We start from the raw sequence: 13,287 nt of genomic DNA, 5'->3' as shown, positions 1-13,287 counted from the left end.
ATGCCCCACCGTTTCAAGGAAGATCACCATCTTGCGGCTGCCGTAGAACGGGTGCCGGGTATATTCCTCGTCGATCAGGCGGCTGAGCAGCAGGTCGCTTTCATCAACCGTCTTGGGCCGTTGCCGCATTGACGAATGTGCTGCGTGATACCTTTGGCGGGGTGAAAGAAAACCCGTGCGAAGATCCCTGACGAAATGCTTCATCGGAGACGTCATGAAACAGACCATCCCCCGCTTTCTGATTCTGTTGGCTGTGTGTGTGTCTTGTACCTCGAATTTGGCGTCGTTCGCGCAGGGCGTTTATGTGAAGCACGGGCCGAACGGTCCGGTGTTCTCGGACCAGCCGTTGCCGGGCGGGAAAGAGGTGCAGTTGAAGCCGCTCAACGTCATGAAGGCGCCGCCGGCCGGGAGCAAGGCGCCCACTGCGGAAGACAACGCAGCCGGTCCGAAGGTCATGCCGGTCGATGTCACGAAGGCGGCGGCACCAGCGCCCGACTATGATCGCTTCCGGATTCTCTCGCCAGAAAACGACGGCAGCACGGTCGCAAACTCGGCGGTCTTCGAGGTGCGCCTCGTGGTCAACCCGCCGCTACGCCTCGCCGATCAGCACGCCTTCGTGATCAGCCTCAACGGGCGGCCGGTCAACCAGCGCTTCACGGCGACCGAGTTCATGGTGCCGCCCGAGTTCTGGGAGGAACTGCCGCCGCCTAACCAGGCGATGCAGCTCGGCGCGAGCATCATCGACGGCAAAGGGCAGATTCTGAAACGGGCCGACCCGGTGCGCTTTTATCTGCGCTACACGACGGTCTATCAGAATCCGAACTATCCGTACTCCCCGGATCGGCCAGTGGTCTGGCCGCCGCCGCGCCCTCATCCGAGGCCGCCTCACATCCCGCAGCCACCGCGTCCGGTCGAGGAACCCGTCGAGCTGGTGAAGGGGGCTGCCCGCAAGGACAAGTAGCGACTATTGCGGATCGTCAAAGCAACTGACAGTTTATCCACCGTTCGTGGTGACTTGTCCCTCCAGGGGGATCGGTGCGGGTCAGGTCCGAGCCTGCACGCCGTGGAGTTTTTGCCTGCCGTCCTCCTCGGTAAGGCAATCCAGGGGCGGTACCGTTAGCGCGGTGTCCGTCCTTTCCCATTGGAGCACCATCCGCTTCCATGCTTGGGTTTCCCCGCGCCCGATGCTATGGTGGTCGCTAACGCGCCGGCCGTAGACCGGAACCAGAAGGTTTTCATTTTTTAGCCTGGATCAAAGTTTCGATTCTTTCAGCCATTAACAATGCTGTTACAGGGGGAATTCGAATAAATGGATGGGGGTCGTCGTCGCTTTTTTGGCGGTCGCGCGCGCGAAGGTGCGTTTTCGCGTCCAATCGTGCGTCCGCCGTGGAGTCGTGCCGAAGACCGCTTCACCGCGTGCTGCACGCGATGTGACGATTGCGTGACGGCGTGCCCCAGCCTGCTGATCCGCCGCGGCGACGGCGGCTTCCCGATCGTCGATTTCGCGCACGCTGCCTGCACCTTCTGCGCCGAGTGCGTGCGCGTGTGCCCGTCCGGCGCGTTCGTCAAGGATGATTCCGCCGCGCCGTGGGACGTCCTCGCGCACATCGGCGACGCCTGCCTGGCCAGGCAGAAGGTCGAGTGCCGCGTCTGCGGCGAAGCATGCGACGTCGGCGCCATCCGTTTTCGCCCCACCCTGGGCGGCGTTTCCCAACCCGAACTCGATAACGCACGGTGCACCGGTTGCGGCGCCTGCGTCGCGCCATGCCCGGTGTGCGCCATCGCGTGCCGTCCCGCGTCGCTTGCTTCACCTGTTCTCCTGGAGGCTTCATGAGCATTGCCAGCCTGGTCCTGCGCATCCGTCCCGAAACCCGTCCGCAGGCCGAGGCCGCGCTGCTTGCCTTTCCCGGCGTCGAGTGCCACGGCATGAGCGAGGACGGGCGTCTCATCGTCACCGTCGAAGATGCGCCGCAAGCGGCCATGTCCGACACGCTGATTGCCATCCACCGCGTGCCGCAGGTACTGGCGGCGACGCTCGCCTATGAGCACAGCGACAACCTTTCGTCCGATTCATCTCCATCCGGTTCCCCTCTCGAGGAGGCTTAAGCCATGACTATCAACCGACGCGAATTCATCAAGATCCAGGCGATTGCCGCCGCCGCAACGAGCGCTGGGATTGCCGTTCCGGCGCTGGCCACTGATGCGGATAAGGCGGGCAGCGGCTCGGCCGTGCGCTGGGACAAGGGCGTCTGCCGCTTCTGCGGCACGGGCTGCGCGGTGCTCGTCGGTGTGCAGAACGGGCGCGTCGTGGCGACGCAGGGCGATCCGGATTCCGAGGTGAATCGCGGGCTGAACTGCATCAAGGGCTACTTCCTCTCCAAGATCATGTACGGCGAGGACCGGCTGACCAAGCCGCTTTTGCGCATGAAGGGCGGCAAGTACGACAAGGAAGGCGACTTCACGCCGATCTCATGGGATCAGGCCTTCGATATCATGGCCGAGAAGTGGAAGGCGGCATTGAAGTCCGACGGTCCGGCCGGCGTCGGCATGTTCGGTTCCGGGCAATGGACGATCTTCGAAGGCTACGCCGCCGCCAAGCTGTACAAGGCCGGTTTCCGCTCCAACAACATCGATCCGAACGCGCGTCACTGCATGGCCTCGGCCGTTGCCGGCTTCATGCGCACCTTCGGCATCGACGAGCCGATGGGCTGCTACGACGACATCGAGCAGGCCGACGCCTTCGTGCTCTGGGGGTCGAACATGGCCGAGATGCACCCGATCCTGTGGACGCGCATCACTGACCGCCGCCTGACCAAGACCGACGTGCAGGTGCATGTGCTCTCCACCTTCGAGCACCGCAGCTTCGAGCTGGCCGACAACGGCATGATCTTCACGCCGCAGACCGACCTCGCCATCCTCAACTACATCTGCAACCACATCATCCAGAGCGGCAAGGTCAACGAGGAGTTCGTCAAGCGCAACGTCAATTTCAAGGTCGGCGAGACGGACATCGGCTTCGGCCTGCGTCCGGGACATGCGCTGGAAAAGGACGCCAGGTTCAACGGCTACCCCGGCGCCGACGGCAAGCCGAAGAACAACCCGAACGACGCGAAGCCGAGCACCTTCGACGAGTTCAAGAAGTTCGTCAGCGAATACACGCTGGAGAAGGTCTCCAGGCTCTCCGGCGTGCCGCAGGATAAATTGAAGCGGATGGCCGAACTGTACGCCGACCCGAAGAAGAAGGTCGTCAGCTACTGGACGATGGGCTTCAACCAGCACACCCGCGGCACGTGGGTGAACAACATGATCTACAACGTGCACCTTCTGGTCGGCAAGATTTCCGAGCCCGGCAACGGACCGTTCTCACTGACCGGCCAGCCGTCGGCGTGCGGTACGGCGCGCGAGGTCGGCACCTTCTCCCACCGCTTGCCGGCGGACATGGTGGTGACCAATCCCGAGCACCGCAAGCACACCGAGGAACTCTGGCAACTGCCCGAAGGCACGCTCAACGACAAGATCGGCCTGCACGCCGTGGCGCAGAGCCGCGCGCTGAAGGACGGCAAGCTCAAGTGCTACTGGACGACGACGACCAACAACATGCAGGCCGGGCCGAACATCAACGAGGAGATCTATCCGGGCTGGCGCAACCCGGCGGCGTTTGTCGTCGTCTCGGAAGCCTACCCGACGGTCTCGGCGCTCGCGGCCGACCTGATTCTGCCGTCAGCGATGTGGATGGAAAAGGAAGGTGCCTTCGGCAATGCCGAGCGGCGCACCCAGTTCTGGCGCCAGCAGGTGAAGGCGCCGGGTGAGGCGAAGTCCGATCTCTGGCAGTACGTCGAATTCTCCAAGCGCTTCAAGATGGAGGAAGTCTGGCCGGCCGAGTTGCTCGACAAGAAGCCGGAGTACAAGGGCAAGACGCTGTACGACGTGCTCTACGCCAACGGCGTCGTTAACAAGTTCCCGAAGGATGAACTGCAGAAGGTCAATGAGCACGCCATCAAGGACTACACCAACGATGAGTCCGAAGCGTTCGGCTTCTACCTGCATAAGGGCCTGTTCGAGGAATACGCCCGGTTCGGTCGCGGCCACGCGCACGATCTGGCACCGTTCGACCTGTATCACAAGGCGCGCGGTCTGCGCTGGCCGGTGGTCGAAGGCAAGGAGACGCTGTGGCGCTTCCGCGAGGGTTACGACCCCTACGTGAAGGCCGGCGAGGGGGTCAGGTTCTACGGTTTCAAGGATGGCAAGGCGGTGATCTTCGCGCTGCCGTACCAGGATCCGCCCGAGATGCCGGACAAGGAGTTCGACCTCTGGCTATGCACCGGTCGCGTGCTCGAGCACTGGCATACCGGCTCGATGACCCGGCGCGTCGCCGAGCTGCACAAGGCGGTCCCCGAAGCGCAGGTGTTCATGCATCCGGACGATGCGAAGAAACGCAATCTGCTGCGCGGCATGCTGGTCAAGGTGATTTCGCGGCGCGGCGAGATGACGGCGCGCATCGAAACCAAGGGCCGCAACAAGCCGCCGGTCGGGCTCATCTTCGTGCCGTTCTTCGACGAATCGCGACTGGTGAACAAGCTGATCCTCGACGCCACCTGCCCGATCTCGAAAGAGACGGACTTCAAGAAGGCGGTGGTGAAGGTGGTCAGGGCGTGAGTGGCTTCTGAAATGCTGGAACACCTGGCACGGAGGCACAGAGGCGCAGAGGGGACGCAGAGAAAGCGTTCAGGACAAGTATCGCTTTTCTCTGCGTCCCCTCTGTGTCTCCGCGCCTCTGTGGTGGGTTTTGAAACCGATCCGTGTGAGCGAATGTGAGCCCGACCAAGAAAAGCGCCAACCAGACCAGCACCGCCTCCCCGGCGTCGCAGGCCAGGCGCAAATTCATCAACAGCGTTGCCGCCGCTGCCGGCGGCGGCTGCCTGCTGGCGCTCGGCGCGGGGCTGTGGGCACGACAGGCGTCAGCCATGCCGGCGCAGGCGATCCGGCCGCCCGGCGCGCTGGCCGAAGACGACTTTCTCGCCGCCTGCGTGCGCTGCGGGCTGTGCGTGCGCGATTGCCCGTACAACACGCTGAAACTCTCCGACCTCGGCGATCACGTGGCGACCGGCACGCCATACTTCACCGCGCGCAACGTTCCCTGCGAAATGTGCGAGGACATTCCCTGCGTCAAGGCGTGCCCGACCGGCGCGCTCGACCGCGAACTGACCGACATCACGCAAGCGCGCATGGGCCTCGCCGCGCTCGTGGATCAGGAGAATTGCCTGAACTTCCTCGGCCTGCGCTGCGACGTCTGCTACCGCGTCTGCCCCGTGATCGACAAGGCGATCACGCTGGAGACGCGGCATAACCCGCGCTCCGATCGCCACGCCCTGTTGCTGCCGACCGTGCATTCCGACGCCTGCACCGGCTGCGGCAAGTGCGAGAAGTCCTGCGTCCTGCCCGAGCCGGCGATCAAGGTCTTCCCGCGCAAGCTGGCGCAGGGCGCCTTGCCGGCGCACTACCGCAAGGGCTGGGAAGAAAAGGCACGACAGGGCGAATCGCTGATCGGCGAACAGATCAAGCTGCCGGTGCGCGGCTTTGAAGGCACGACGGCGGGGCGCTCGGCGACCGAGACGGTGGTCGCCCCCGCGGCGCCGGCACCGGCCTTGCCGGAAGCGCCGCTTACCGCTCCCGGCAAGGCCGGAAGCCTCAATTCGCGGTGGAAGCCATGAGCAAGGGCGCCCGCCAAAAGACACCCGTTCGGGCTGAGCCTGTCGAAGCCCGCGTCAGGGACCGTTCATCCTTCGACTCGCTCAGGACGAACGGCAGAGATGCCTCCGGGCGCTCGTGGTTCGCTCGCAACCGCTGGCTACTGCTCCGCCGCCTTGGCCAGCTCGCGATCCTCGCGCTCTTTCTCGCCGGTCCGTGGTTCGGCGTGTGGGTACTCAAAGGCAACCTCTCCGCGTCGCTCATCTTCGACACCATTCCGCTGTCTGATCCGCTGCTCGCGCTGCAATCGATGGTCGCAGGCCACTGGCCTTACAAGACGGCGTTGATCGGCGCGGCAATCGTGCTGGTCTTCTACCTGCTTGTCGGAGGGCGTGTGTTCTGCAGCTGGGTGTGTCCGGTGAACGTGGTGACCGATGCTGCCGCCTGGTCGCGGCGCAAGCTGGGCATCAAGACCGGTCGTGCGCCTGACGCTTCGACGCGGTACTGGCTGCTCGGCGGAATACTGCTCGCGACGGCCATTTCCGGCGTGTTGGTCTGGGAATGGGTGAATCCCGTGTCGTTGCTGCACCGCGCGCTGATTTTCGGCCTTTGGGGCTCGCTGCTGGCGATTGCCGGCATTTTTGCCTACGACCTGTTGATCGCCAGCCGCGGCTGGTGCGGCCACCTGTGCCCGGTCGGCGCCTTCTATGGCCTGCTTGGGCGCACGGCGCTGGTCCGCGTCTCCGCCGCGCAACGCAGCGCTTGCGACGACTGCATGGATTGCTTCGTCGTCTGCCCCGAGCCGCAGGTGATCCGTCCGGCGCTGAAACAGGCCGGGCAGACGCACCCGCTGATTCTCTCCGGAGACTGCACCAATTGCGGCCGTTGCATCGACGTATGCGACCGCCAGGTTTTCAAGATGACCCATCGATTCGACCAGAGGAGCGCGTGATGAACCAGCCCACCACCCGTACTGCCCGCACATTTACCTTGTTCTGGGCCGTCGCCATGAGCCTGATGCTGATGTTCTCCGGTCCGGCTGCGGCCGAGGATAAGTTTGAGCCGGTCAAGCTCAAGACGTTGCGCAGCGTCGATATCACCGCAAGCGATCCGGCGGGTAGCGGAACACGCTACGGGCCGGATACCTCGGCGTTGCCGCGCGACTTCGTGCAACAGCCGCCGCTGATTCCGCACACGATCGAGGGCTATATCGTCAGCAAGGAGTTCAACAAGTGCATGGACTGCCACGCCTGGTCGCGCGCCGCCGAGGTCAAGGCGACGAAGATCTCGATCACGCACTTCAAGTCGCGTGAGGGCGCCGAGATGTCGAGCGTGTCGCCCAACCGCTATTTCTGCAACCAGTGTCACGTCTCGCAGACCGACGCCAAGCCGCTGATCGGCAACACGTTCAAACCCGGCGCGGGTTTGCGCTAAGCCGGCAAAGGGAGAGCGAACATGAAAATGGCCAAGATCAAAAGCTTCGCCGCCGGCCTGCTGCGGCGTATCCACGCGACCGGCTGGATCGGCGTCGGCGTGCTGTTCGTCGCCGGCATCGCGGCGTGGGCCGGTTTCAACCACGTGCTGGAAACAACCAATACCGAAGAATTCTGCATCTCCTGTCACGAGATGAAGATCAACTACGACGAGTACCGGCTGACAACGCACGCCTCCAGCCGTACCGGTGTGCGCGCGAGTTGTCCGGACTGCCACGTACCCAAGTCGTTCGGGCCGAAGATGTACGCCAAGATGCGCGCTTCGAAGGACGTCTATCACAACCTTCTTGGCACCATCGATACGCCCGAGAAATACGAAGCACGGCGTCTGGAGATGGCCGAAGCCGTGTGGGCCCGGATGAAGGAGGACAACTCGCGCGAATGCCGCAGCTGCCACGACGATCAGGGCTTCGACTACGCCAAGCAGAGCCGGCGCGCGGCCGAAGTGCACCAGGAAGGGCTGAACAAGGGCCAGACCTGTATCGACTGCCACAAGGGCGTCGCCCACCGCCTGCCGAACGTCGAGCAGTCGATCGGCGCCGAGAAGGGCGGTGCGACGCAGGAGATCTTCCACCCGGCGCCGTTGGTGCCGGAGAAGTAGTGGCGTAGAGCGGCGGGACAAACCGCAACCGTGGGCCGGCGAAGTCGAGCGCTTCGCCGGCCCATGGTCTTTTGCGATTCAGGAAAGCGTCGCCAGTCCGCCGACGAAGAGCGCCTCAATGACCGCCGGCTCGCGCCAGCGCTCCTCATGGAAGCGCAGGCTGATCTCTTCAACGAGCGCGCCGCCCCAGTAGTGGCCGGCGATTTCGTCGAGCGTCGACAGACTCAGGCTGTGCGGCAGACGCAGGTAGTCGAGCCAGCTCGCGTCGTGGTAGGAGACGACGTAGTCGCCGGTGCTATGCGCGCGGACGAGATGCTTCCCGGCGGTGAGTGTCGGGTGGCGGGTGCGAAAGCTCTCGGCGTCGGTACGCGTGGCGAAGAAGAGGCGCGCGTGCAGCCGGCTCGGGAACTCGCCGTACAGCCGCTGCCGGTAATACTCGAGGTGATACTCGGCGAAATAGTTCTGCACGGCGCCGATGCGGTCTTCGGGCAAGCCGGTACTGAACGGGTTGCCGTTGAACACGTCGCCGCCCGACAGCGTTTCATCCGGTTTCAGCCAGGCGAACAACTCGATCGTCGAATTGTCCTTGATCAGATGCCCGGCCTGCGGCTCGGCGTTCGGGTTGTCGTACCAGCGCTGGCTCATGTCCCGGTCGATCCGCTCACGCGCCGAAGCCGAACAGATGCCGCGTCAGCTCGAGCACGGCGCGCACGACGCCGGCCATGAGCAGGGCGCTGGCCAGCGAGACGATGACCGAGAACCACGCCTCCTTGCGCCCTAGCGTTTTGAGCATCACGGCGAAGGTCGACAGGCAGGGTACGTAGAAGGTGAGGAAGACGAGGAAGGTGAAGATCTGCGCGTGGCTGAGCAGCGGCATGATGTCGAGCGTGCCGAGCGCCTGGTAGATCATCAGCAGCGACAGTTCCTTGCGCAGCACGCCGAACAGGATGGGTACGCCGAGGACGACCGGCAGCCCGAGCCACCAGGTAGTGACCGGTATCAAGGCCGTATTGATTACCGCATCGGCGCCGAAGTGGCTGAGCAGCGCCAGCACGACGCTGCCGATCACGAGCAGCGGCGTGACGATGGTGACGATGTCCTCGGTGCGCTCCCAGGTCTTGCGCCAGACGCGCGACCAGGTCGGAAGCCGGTAAGGCGGGATGAGCTGCACCAGGCCTGGTGCGCTTTCCGAGTAGCGGCGCACGAGCAGCTTGCCGAGCAGGGCGATGACGAACAGCGTCAGCGCGAAGATGGCGAAGACGCCGAGCCCGCCCAGGTACTTGCCGCCGATGGCGAGGATGATCGCCGAGCGCGCCGAGCAGGGGACGAAGGTGATGAGGATGGCCGAGACGACGCGTTCGCTACGCGTTCCGGTCGCCGCAGCCGCGGAAATTGCCGGCACGTTGCAGCCGAGGCCGATCAGAAAGGGGACGGCGACGCCGCCGTGCAGGCCGATTCGGTGGAAACCGCGGTCGACGACGAAGGCGACGCGATGCATGACGCCGGATTCCTCGAGCGTGACGAGCAGCAGCACGAGCGGCAGCATGTAGGGCGCGACGATGCCAACGAGGCCGACCATGCCGTCGGCGACGGCGCGACCGACGACGCCCGCCGTCGACGTCGGTTGCCATTCCTGCGCCCAGGCCGCCAGCCGAGCTGACGTCCACGAATCGATGAACGAACTCATCTCGAAGACGATCAGCAGCACCGCGGCGAAGACGAGCAGGCTGCCAAGCAATCCCCAGCGCGGATGCAGGAAGAGTTCGTCGAGCCAGCGCCGCCAGCCTTCGCCCGAGTCGATGCCGCGCGCGCGGGTGACGTCCTCAAACAGAACCGCCGCGCGGTGATGGCGGTCGGCGTGGACTTCCTCGGGCAGCGGGCGCGGCAGCGTCTGTTCGGCGCGCGCGCGGGCCTGAGCGATCTGCGGCGCGAGATCCGGGAAGTGCGTGGTCAGCGAGCGCAGGAAGTAATCGTCGTTCTCCGCGAGTTGCGAGAGCAGGAGCGCGCGCGGTACCCGGAACACTTCTTCGATCTGCGGATGCGAGATGACCGATTTCAGTTCGCGCAGGCTTGCCGCGATGTGCGGCGTCGGCGCCTGCGGCATCGGGCAGGTCTTCTTGCGCGCGACGTCGAGTACCGCCTCGAACAGCGCGGCGACGCCCTTGCCCATGTGCGCGATGGTCGGGATGACGGGTGCGCCGAGCCGCTCGCTGAGCGCCTGGACGTTGATGAACATGCCCTTCTTGCGCGCTTCGTCGACACGATTCAGGGCGATGACCAGCGGCCGACCGAACTGGCCGAGCTCCAGGCTGAGCTCGAGATCCTTCTCGAGCGTCGTCGCGTCGACCACCTGCACAAGCACGTCCGGCGCCGGGAAGTCTGGTCCGCCGGGCGTTGTCTCGTGCTGCGCGACGCGCGGCCACTGGTCGCCCCAGAGCAGGTACATGAGGACGACCTGATCGTGCTCGCTCAGATGATGCAGCGAGTCGATCGACGGCAGGTCGACGAGCGAGATCTGGTCGAGGCCGGCGTCGACCACGCACTCCTGATACGCGCCGCCGACCCCGGCCAGGCGCTCATGGCGCACGACGGGGCTGGAGGCGCCTTCGAAGATCGTGCTCTTGCCGGCACCGAAACGCCCGATCAGCGCCACGCGCGGGCGTCGTTTGCCGCGCAAGAGCGGCCCGTTCAGCGGAATGCTTGCTTCCGTCAGGAAACGCTTGTTCCTAGCTGGCATCGGCAAGAAATCCTTGCGGATGATCGCGGTCCGGTCGCTGCGAGGGGTCGACGTGCGCCATCAGGTTGAGCACGCGATGCTTCTTCAGCACGCGCTGCCTGACGTTGACGGCGATGTCGTGGCCGGCCTCGACGGTTTGCGTCGCATCGACCTCGATGTGTGCATCGACGATGATCATGTCGCCCATCTTGCGCGTGCGCAGGTCGTGCGCGCCGAGGACGCCGGGCGTATCGAGGATCGTCTGGCGGATGCGCTGGACTTCTTCGTCGTCGGCCGAGCGGTCCATCAGGTCGTGCAGCGCGTCCCAGGCGAACTCCCAGCCCATGCGGCCGACCATGAAGCCGACGATCAGCGCGGCGATCGGGTCGAGGATGGGGTAGCCGGCCAGGTTGCCGACGATGCCGGCGCCGACGACCAGCGACGATGCCGCGTCCGAGCGCGCGTGCCAGGCGTTGGCGATGAGCATGCTCGACTTGACCCGCTTGGCGACGGCGAGCATGTAGCGGAACAGCGCCTCCTTGATCACCAGCGCGCCGCCGGCGATCCACAAGGCGATGACGTGCACCTGCGGCACGTTCTCCGGCGACTCCAGCTTGCGGAACGCCGACCACAACATGCCGACGCCGACCGCCAGCAGCAGTCCACCGAGAACGAGCGAGGCCGCATTCTCAAAGCGGTAGTGGCCGTACGGATGGTCTTTGTCCGCTGCCTTGCCGCTCTCGCGATTGGCGAGAAGGACGACGAAGTCGGCGACGAGGTCTGACGCCGAGTGGATGCCGTCGGCGATCAGGGCCTGTGACCTGGCGAACACGCCGACCAGGATTTGCGCAGTGGTCAGTACGAGATTGACGGCGACGCTGATCCACGTGCTGCGCGAAGCCGCCGCCGAACGCATCGCGATCAGCTGCGCGCGCTCTTCTTCGCTTTCCTCGGTTTCGTCGATTTCTGTGAACTGCAAGGGCTTGCTCCTGCCGTATGGGTGAGATCCGCGCCGCGCGGGCATCATCGGTGCGCAATGCTAAACTGGCCGCGCCGTTCCGGGACGGCTTGCGGTGCCGGGTGAATCGATCCGGACGAATTTACCACCAAAACAGAAGGGCACGAAACCGTGTTTTTGCCCGGACAATATGCAGATCGACACGCTGTCGACGCCACTTGTTTGCACCCTGAAAAACTCAATTCTTCACCGCAAAGGCGCAAAGATGCAAAGGTTCGCAAAGAAAATCAAAGCGCTACGCGAACAGCGCGTATCTGCCTGGGTCACCCATGGGGTGAATGATCAAGTACGATTAACCCGTTGTTTCCTTTGCGATCTTTGCGCCTAAGCGCCTTTGCGGTGAGGTTTTTAGGCTCACTAATCCGCCATCTTTGCCCACGTTTTCGATGCGCTTTCACGAATACCGCACGCTGATCCAGGCGCTGCTCTTCTCGCTGTCGGTCCATGCCGTACTGTTGCTCGGCGTCGTTTCGACGTATCGGCCGCAAGCGGGCGTGCCGGCCGTTGCAATGAATATCGTGATTGCGCCGAAACGGCTACCCGAGCCGGTCAAGCCCGTAACGCCGATGGTCGAGATGTCGCGCAAAAGCCGGGCGGTTCAGCCGACACCGTCATCGCGCGCCGAGGCGCAGAAGGCGGCTCCGGCACCGCAAAAGCGCGCGGCAAGCCAGGCCGCGCCGTCACGGGCACGCTTTGCCGTGCGCGAGGCGTCGCCGCTTCTGGAGCCCGTAACACCGGTCGCCGCCGGCGTTTCCGATGCCATGCCTGCAACGCCTTCAGCGGCGGCCGCTCCGGCCCCGGCCAGTGCGCCTGCGGTCGATGAAGCGCCCGGCGTGCGAGCCGGCGTCAGTGCCGACGATGTGCGCCGCTACCGTGTTTCGCTGGCGTCCGCCGCGCGGCGCTTCAAGCGCTATCCGGCGTTGGCGCGGGAGCGCGGATGGGAAGGTACGGTCGAAGTGGCGATCCGTTTTGCTTCGGCGTTGCCTGCGCCGGATGTGGTTGTCGTCCGTTCAAGCGGCCACGATCTGCTCGACGAGCAGGCGGTGCAGATGATGGCGCAGGCGGCGCGCACGACGACATTGCCGGATGGGTTGCGTGGGCGTGATCTCGAGATTCCGTTGCCGGTCAAGTTCAGCCTGGACGAGGCGCAGTAGCCGTCAATAGCCTTTCAGCGGCGGCAGTTCGGTTTCGTGGAACTCGAAGCGCCGCGCGCGCCGGTCGGCGAGGTAGGTGCGCAGGCAATACTCGACGCTGCGGAATGCGAGCTCGCTCCAGGGAATGTTCTCTTCACGGAATAGTGCGGTCTCCAGGCTTTCCGGGCCGGCGGCGTGGCTCGAATCCTTGAGCCTGCCGCGGTAGAACAGGTGCACCTGATCGATTCCCGGAATGTTGACGAGTGCAAAAAGCGAATCGACGTCAATGCTGGCGCAGGCTTCCTCCTGCGTTTCACGCATCGCCGCCTGCGTCGTTGACTCGGCGTTCTCCATGAAGCCGGCCGGCAGTGTCCACAATCCGTAGCGCGGTTCGATGGCGCGGCGACAAAGCAGGATGCCGCCCTCCCATTCGACGATGCTGCCGACGACGACTTTCGGGTTCTGGTAGTGGATCGTTTCGCAGCGCGTGCAGATGTGGCGCGGCAGCGTGTCGCCCGAGGGCGTTCGGAGTTCGACGGCCGCGCCGCATTCGGAACAGTAGTTCATAAGAAATCGCCCATATGGATGCTTCCGATTCTATATGATTGGACCCGGCCTTGCGCCGCGCGGGGTTTTGC

Annotated in this window: 13 protein-coding genes and 1 pseudogene; 9 read left to right on the top strand and 5 right to left on the bottom strand. The window is 64.4% G+C overall.

Features of this window, described 5'->3' with window-relative positions; all coding sequences use genetic code 11:
• A pseudogene (locus KBA32_RS02865) lies at nt 1–204 on the bottom strand (hypothetical protein); the annotation flags it as partial.
• A 10-nt stretch (nt 205–214) separates the two neighbouring features.
• Here KBA32_RS02865 and KBA32_RS02860 point away from each other — a divergent pair.
• The 8 genes from KBA32_RS02860 (at nt 215) to KBA32_RS02825 (ending at nt 7,782) form a co-directional block, all read left to right on the top strand.
• The gene (locus tag KBA32_RS02860; RefSeq protein WP_294355024.1) at nt 215–961 is read left to right on the top strand and encodes a hypothetical protein; all 747 of its coding nucleotides are present in this window, start codon (nt 215–217) and stop codon (nt 959–961) included.
• 348 nt (nt 962–1,309) lie between these two features.
• A complete protein-coding gene (gene napF, locus KBA32_RS02855) occupies nt 1,310–1,834 on the top strand; it encodes a ferredoxin-type protein NapF (protein ID WP_294355020.1) in 525 nt (174 codons plus the stop codon).
• Complete coding sequence (locus KBA32_RS02850; protein ID WP_294355018.1) at nt 1,831–2,106, top strand: chaperone NapD; 276 nt, start codon at nt 1,831–1,833, stop codon at nt 2,104–2,106. Before napF ends, KBA32_RS02850 begins: the two co-directional genes overlap by 4 nt.
• Before the next feature lie 3 nt (nt 2,107–2,109).
• On the top strand, nt 2,110–4,656 hold the full coding sequence (gene napA / locus KBA32_RS02845) for a nitrate reductase catalytic subunit NapA (RefSeq protein WP_294355015.1): 2,547 nt from the start codon (nt 2,110–2,112) through the stop codon (nt 4,654–4,656).
• Nucleotides 4,657–4,811: 155 nt separating this feature from the next.
• Complete coding sequence (gene napG / locus KBA32_RS02840) at nt 4,812–5,711, top strand: ferredoxin-type protein NapG (protein WP_294355013.1); 900 nt, start codon at nt 4,812–4,814, stop codon at nt 5,709–5,711.
• Complete coding sequence (gene napH, locus KBA32_RS02835) at nt 5,708–6,640, top strand: quinol dehydrogenase ferredoxin subunit NapH (protein ID WP_294355010.1); 933 nt, start codon at nt 5,708–5,710, stop codon at nt 6,638–6,640. Before napG ends, napH begins: the two co-directional genes overlap by 4 nt.
• A complete protein-coding gene (locus KBA32_RS02830) occupies nt 6,640–7,122 on the top strand; it encodes a nitrate reductase cytochrome c-type subunit (protein ID WP_294355007.1) in 483 nt (160 codons plus the stop codon). The genes napH and KBA32_RS02830 overlap by 1 nt, the downstream gene beginning before the upstream one ends.
• A gap of 27 nt (nt 7,123–7,149) precedes the next feature.
• Nucleotides 7,150–7,782: a NapC/NirT family cytochrome c gene (locus tag KBA32_RS02825; RefSeq protein WP_294355003.1), complete on the top strand. Its 633-nt coding sequence runs from the start codon at nt 7,150–7,152 to the stop codon at nt 7,780–7,782.
• A 78-nt stretch (nt 7,783–7,860) separates the two neighbouring features.
• Here KBA32_RS02825 and KBA32_RS02820 read toward each other — a convergent pair whose 3' ends face one another.
• The 3 genes from KBA32_RS02820 to KBA32_RS02810 are packed head-to-tail and all read right to left on the bottom strand — an operon-like array spanning nt 7,861 to nt 11,477.
• The gene (locus KBA32_RS02820; RefSeq protein WP_294355001.1) at nt 7,861–8,427 is read right to left on the bottom strand and encodes a hypothetical protein; all 567 of its coding nucleotides are present in this window, start codon (nt 8,425–8,427) and stop codon (nt 7,861–7,863) included.
• A gap of 16 nt (nt 8,428–8,443) precedes the next feature.
• Entirely contained in the window at nt 8,444–10,519 is a 2,076-nt protein-coding gene (locus tag KBA32_RS02815; RefSeq protein WP_294354999.1) for a ferrous iron transporter B, read from the bottom strand.
• Nucleotides 10,509–11,477 carry a cation diffusion facilitator family transporter gene (locus KBA32_RS02810; protein WP_294354996.1) on the bottom strand — a complete coding sequence of 323 codons (969 nt, stop codon included), beginning with the start codon at nt 11,475–11,477 and terminating at the stop codon, nt 10,509–10,511. Before KBA32_RS02810 ends, KBA32_RS02815 begins: the two co-directional genes overlap by 11 nt.
• 425 nt (nt 11,478–11,902) lie before the next feature.
• Here KBA32_RS02810 and KBA32_RS02805 point away from each other — a divergent pair, with 425 nt between their 5' ends.
• Nucleotides 11,903–12,670: a TonB family protein gene (locus KBA32_RS02805; RefSeq protein WP_294354993.1), complete on the top strand. Its 768-nt coding sequence runs from the start codon at nt 11,903–11,905 to the stop codon at nt 12,668–12,670.
• Nucleotides 12,671–12,673: 3 nt separating this feature from the next.
• On the opposite strand, the gene KBA32_RS02800 is transcribed toward KBA32_RS02805, so the two are convergent.
• Nucleotides 12,674–13,216 carry an NUDIX hydrolase gene (locus KBA32_RS02800; RefSeq protein ID WP_294354989.1) on the bottom strand — a complete coding sequence of 181 codons (543 nt, stop codon included), beginning with the start codon at nt 13,214–13,216 and terminating at the stop codon, nt 12,674–12,676.
• Nucleotides 13,217–13,287 lie beyond the last annotated feature (71 nt).

Source organism: Propionivibrio sp., from assembly GCF_017995515.1.
Taxonomy (GTDB): domain Bacteria; phylum Pseudomonadota; class Gammaproteobacteria; order Burkholderiales; family Rhodocyclaceae; genus Propionivibrio.
This window is presented reverse-complemented; position numbering and strand designations above follow the sequence as displayed.